The sequence below is a fragment of the Streptococcus infantis genome (assembly GCF_047460405.1).
Lineage (GTDB): Bacteria > Bacillota > Bacilli > Lactobacillales > Streptococcaceae > Streptococcus > Streptococcus infantis_Q.
Window position 1 is genome coordinate 1 of sequence record NZ_JASHGH010000029.1, and the last position, 5,886, is coordinate 5,886.

The window sequence follows — 5,886 nt, forward strand, 5'->3', positions numbered from 1 at the left end:
CACGCAAACCAAATGGTGATGCAGTAGTAACGCCTAAGAAACCAGATGGCTCAACTTACCCATCAGGCAGCAAGGTAGTGATTCCAGGTGAAAACAACACACCAATCGAAGTCACAATCGGCGACAATGGCTCAGGTGAAGTACCAAATGACAAGCTTCCTAAGAAAGATGTCCCAGGTACAGGAACAGTAACTGAACCGAACAAGAAACCATCACAACCAGTGGATGTAACAACACCAGGTCAAAAGACACCAACAGTAGATGTTGAACAAGATCCTAAGACAGGTGACGTTACAGTAACACCGAAGAAACCAGATGGCTCAACATTCCCACCAGGAACTAAGGTAGAAATCCCAGGTAAAGATGGTAACCCAATCACAGTCACAATCGGTGAAGACGGTAAAGGTAAAGTACCAAACAGTGAATTACCAGACGGTAAAGTTCCAGGTACAGGTAAGATTACAGAACCAGGTAAACCAGCTGTAGAAGTTCCAGTAGAAACTCCAGCTAAGGTAACACCAGTTGCAGTTAATCCGAATGTAAATCACGAAGATACTACAGCTACTATTGATAATGGAGCTAAGTCAAATGATTCTCAAAAAGTATTGCCAAATACTGGTACTGAATCAAATGCGACTCTTGCATCTCTAGGTCTTCTTGGTATTCTAGGTGGTCTCGGACTTGCTCTTGGAAAGAAAAAAGAAGACTAAAAATTTAGTCAAATAAACATTCATTCTTTTGTGTTATAAAGACAAACTAGATTGGTTCTGGGAATCATGTTAGTCGTAAAATAAAAAGAATGTTTAGATAAAGAAAGCGAACAATGCTAGGATTTTGTTAAACGGAATTCTAAGTATTGTTCGCTTTTTGGGCTCCTTGTCAACTGTAGTGGGTTAAATAAAAGCTAAAATATGGAGAGGGCAATCGTTGTCCTCTCCATATTTTAGGATAGTTATTAATCCATTTTTCGATAAATGCGACCTTTTTGGGAGTCGTTTTCTTAAAGTTGATTGAAACAAGATATGAACAAAGAGGTTAGGAAAGTCAAAATAATTTTTAAAAATGTTTTAGAATTCGTAGCGTACTATTCTAAGTTCAATCTACTATAGCTCCCTTAGGTAACCATCTACGAATGAGCCTGTTGTGATTCTCGTTAGTTCCCCTTTTCCAAGAGGCGTAGGGATGTGTATAGTAGATATGCTCCTTAGAAAACACATCAGCCAAGCGGTTGAATTCGGCGCTATTGTTTGTCGTGATGGAAAGAATTTGATGCTGTTTTAAGATGAGTTTTAGAGCTTAATTGACTGACTCAGCGCTTTTATTTGGGTGATATTGAGCACTTACTATTCGTTATCCCCGAGAAATGTATTGCAATCTACAAATACTATGAAACAACTAATACGATAAGCAACAATAGATTTATTCTACAGAGAGGGAAATATCGAGTTTTATTTAGCAGGAGAATATGTAAATAACTTATATACCATTTATTTCGAATTTTTTTAAATAAAACAAACTTTAAAGGCAAAAGAATACAAAAACAATAAAATGAAGCGCCGCTAATAATGCCAATCGTTTGAGTGATATTTTAAATATAATTCATTTTTAATCGTTTGAAGAATGAAAACATCAAAATAATTCAATACTATCAAGGAAAAATAGAGGCTGAATCAAATATAATTATTTTAGATGCATAAAAACTAAAAAAAGTTTGACTTAAGCGATAAATAGTTTGCATATTCCCAATAAAAAGTATAAAATTATACTTGGATAGCTTTTCCTGTGAATATAAACAATATGTAAATATAAGCAATATGTGTTTCAGGTGAGCAAATTCAAAAAAAGGAGATAATAGAATGGATAAAAAATCATCCATGAGTCGTATTGAACGCCAAAAACGAGAAAAAGTGTTACGCTTTTCTATTCGTAAGTATAGCTTTGGTGCGGCTTCAGTTGCTGTTGCAGCACTGATGTTTTTAGGTGCGCGCGTCGTTAGTGCGGATAGCGTAACACCTGTTGACCAACCTCATGTAGAGGCTTTAACTCAAGATACTAGTCCGCAAGCATCGCAGGATAAGGAAGAGCCTACTAGTTCTGTAAAAGTGGATACAGCTGTTGCAAGTCAGCTTGTGACACAGCTCAAAGATCAGCTTCACGTCAAAGAAACTGCGAATACAGATCTTTTAGTCCGCGCCAAGGAAGAACTTGTTAAGGCTGAACAGACTCTTGCTAATTCAAAAGTGAGTCAGGAAGAAGTGGATGCCTTGGTAGCTCGCTTGACCAATGTTTTGGACCAGCTACGAGCAGTGGAAATTCCTCAAGTCAAAGCAGATAAAAATGACGAAAGCACACAGGAAGTAACTTCGGAAATCAAGCCAGAAGTAGCGAAGCCAACTTCAGAAATTTCAGCTAAGTCTGAAGAAACTTCAGAAAATACCAATGCTGAACAACTGGAAAAAGCTAAAGCTAGTCTCAAATTATCTATTGATCGTTTGGAGCAGACTATCGCCCAAACACCTGAGAATGACTTGACACGTGAAATCTTGGAAAAAGCTATCGCTCAAGTTGCCGTAGCCAAGTCTGCATTTGGTGGTGTAGAAGTTAGCCTTCGTGATGTTGAGGATATGAATCGTGTCATCAAACGTAACGAAAGTTCCGTTATGATCGCTCGTAATCGTTTGACTTCAGGTTCTCATGATCCACGTAATGGTCAAAGTATGGGTGAAGGGACACAGTTTAGAGCTTATACAGCAACTAGCTCTTCTGGGGCGTTGAAGAACGTTAGATACTTTGCATCGGTCGATAAAAAAACTAACGGTGGATCAAACACAAGGAATGATGATCCTGAATTTACAGAAAAAAAGACAGTCATCAAAGCAAAATATGAACAAAACAGTTCAGGTAAATGGATGGTCTATGATGTATACTTCAATAATAATGGAGTATCCATGGCAGAAAAATCTTATAGTCAGCATTATTATTTCCAACCTCCTTTTAATATCATGGATGGTTCGAATACAGTAGAGAATTTAACGTTTACTCGCTATAAAAATGTTGATGGAAATCCTAATAGAAAGCTTTCTGATGGAGGTAGCGGATTCCAAAAGGTTGGGGAGACAGCTGTAATTTCATATCCATGGGCACAAATAACTAAAGTTTTCCCAGGGGATAGAAGAGCTACATACGATCCACAAGGAGTAAGCCGTGCTGATCAAAAATGGCAAGTGTTTAAAAACAACCAAAACGATCCTTATTTAGATAAGATTGTAAGAAAAACAGATGGAAATTACACTGGCGGGGTCAGTTATACTCTTGGATTGGAAGTCGGTAAGGAAGACCTAGATTATGCGATCCATATGACCGCTAGAGTAAAATTGAAGGATAACGTGACAGAAACGGAAGCTGCTAATGGTAATGTATATGCAGCCTCTAATACAACTGGACGTACTACGAATCAGTCTTATATTGTAGGTTCGCAAGGAACAAGTGTAAAAGCAGAGCCAGACGCACCAAAAGACCCAATTAAAGGTTTAACAGTTACAAAAACAGTAGGAGATAACGCAGGAGACCCAAAAAACCCTGTATCTTCAGGTTATGTTAAACATGGAAAAGGTGGAACTTTCCCTGGAGGTATGGACTGGTCTTGGGCAGGTGAATCACCAAGTACAGCGAAAGCCGGAGTATTTAAGTATACTTCTATTGCGACTTATCAGGACGGTTCTAAATCAACTGATGCCAATTCTGGTTCAGATGGAACAGTTACATTAATCGTTAAACCTAAAAAACCTACTATTACAACAAGTGTAGAGAACAAAAAAGGCTTAACAGGTCAACAAATTACGGTTAATGTTGGAAGCGGAGTGCCAAACGGTTCAACAGTTAACCTTTACGATGGTGATACAGTTATCGGAACTGGAACAACTAATGGAGAAACTGCAACAGTTACAGTTACAGGAGCACTACCAGGAAAACCTATTACAGCTGAGACAGTTGTGAATAATGGTGGAACAGTAACTTCTGATAAAAGTGACCCAGTTACTCCAACAGAAGCACCAGACACACAAGCTCCAACATTAGAAATTTCACCAGCTAAGCAAACAGTAGTTGAAGGACAAACTGTAACATTCACAGTAACAGCAAGAGATGATAAACATGTTAATCTTAATGCTGATGATTTTACAACAAAATATGGTAATAGATTGGTTAATTCACAAGCTAGTGCAACTAACGTGAAAGATACTGATACCGAAAAAGTAAGAACTATTACGATTACAACAACAGCAGAAGATGTTGGTAAGACTAATACAATTACTTTTAAAGCTACTGATAATGCAGGCAATAAAGCTAATGATGTAACATTTACTTTCGAAGTAACGCCGAGTGACAAGATTCCACCAACAATTGCAGCGGAAAGCGCGACAGTAACTAAAAACGAACCAATCACGCCAATTCCAGTAACAGCTGTAGATAATACAGGTGGGGTTGGAATGCGCGATAATAATCCAATAGAGGTAAGCAATTTACCACAAGGATTGAAATATGAAAAGGGTCAAATTACAGGAACTACGAACGCTAAGACAGGTTACTATACTGTAAAAATCAAAGCATATGATAAAAATAATAATGCTTCAGAAAAATCAATCAGAATTACTGTTCAAGATCAAGCTGACAAATACAATCCAACAGGCGATTCATTGACAGTAAACCAAGGTCAAGCAATTACAGATGAAGCAGTAAAAGCAAAAGTACAAAACTTTGGCCCTGGAACATTAACAGTAGAAAGCAAACCAACTTCAACTGCAACAGCAGGGGATGCAGGTAATGCTGTAGTTAAAGTTACATATCCAGATGGATCAAGTGATACTGTAAATGTACCAGTTACAGTAAAAGACGTAACAGGCCCAACAATTACAGCAGAAAGCGCAACGGTAACTAAAAACGAACCAATTACTCCAATCCCTGTAACAGCTGTAGATAATACAGGTGGTGTTGGAATGCGTGATAATAATCCAATTCAGGTAAGCAATTTACCACAAGGATTAAAATACGAAAATGGCCAAATTACAGGAACTACGAACGCTAAGACAGGATTCTATACTGTAAAAATTACAGCGTACGATAAGAACAATACGCCATCAACAAAAACAATAAGAATCACTGTTCAGGATCAAACTGACAAATACAATCCAACAGGCGAAACATTAACAGTTCCGTATAACCATAACATTACAGATGATGAAGTGAAGGCAAAAGTACAAAACTTTGGTCCAGGAACTTTAACGGTAGAAAGCAAACCGTCAACAAAAACATCAGGTAATGTTGGAAATGCTGTAGTTAAAGTTACATATCCAGATGGTTCACATGATACAGTAAATGTTCCAGTAGTCGTAGGACGTCCAAATAAAGATGATTACACACCGAAGTATGATGATGGAAGTGGCAAACCAGGAACATCAGTAGAGATTCCAGTAAGTGAAGCGAACGGTAAGAAAATTCCAGATGGAACAACTTACACAAGTGGCACACCAGGAATCACAGTAGATAAAGATGGTAAAGTCACTGTAACCATTCCATCAGATAAGACTCCAGGTGAAGAAGTAACAGGAAAAGTTCTCGTAAGATACCCAGATGGATCAGAAGAAGAAGTACCTGTAAAAGTAACAGTAACTAACCAAGATAAAGATGATTACACACCTAAGTATGACGATGGAAGTGGCAAACCAGGAACATCAGTAGAGATTCCAGTAAAAGAAGCGAATGGTAAGAAAATTCCAGATGGAACAACTTACACAAGTGGCACACCAGGAATCACAGTAGATAAAGATGGTAAAGTCACTGTAACCATTCCATCAGATAAGACTCCAGGTGAAGAAGTAACAGGAAAAG

2 protein-coding genes and 1 pseudogene are annotated in these 5,886 nt (G+C 38.0%); 2 read left to right on the forward strand and 1 reads right to left on the reverse strand.

Translation table 11 applies throughout. The features are described 5' to 3' along the window. On the forward strand, positions 1-710 hold a 710-nt coding region (locus tag QM928_RS09645; RefSeq protein ID WP_414295140.1), incomplete at its 5' end, for an LPXTG cell wall anchor domain-containing protein. A 400-nt stretch (positions 711-1,110) separates the two neighbouring features. Here QM928_RS09645 and QM928_RS09650 read toward each other — a convergent pair. Beyond that, positions 1,111-1,326: pseudogene (locus tag QM928_RS09650) on the reverse strand (IS30 family transposase); the annotation flags it as partial. A 530-nt stretch (positions 1,327-1,856) separates the two neighbouring features. Here QM928_RS09650 and QM928_RS09655 point away from each other — a divergent pair. Further along, on the forward strand, positions 1,857-5,886 hold a 4,030-nt coding region (locus tag QM928_RS09655; RefSeq protein ID WP_414295139.1), incomplete at its 3' end, for a Rib/alpha-like domain-containing protein.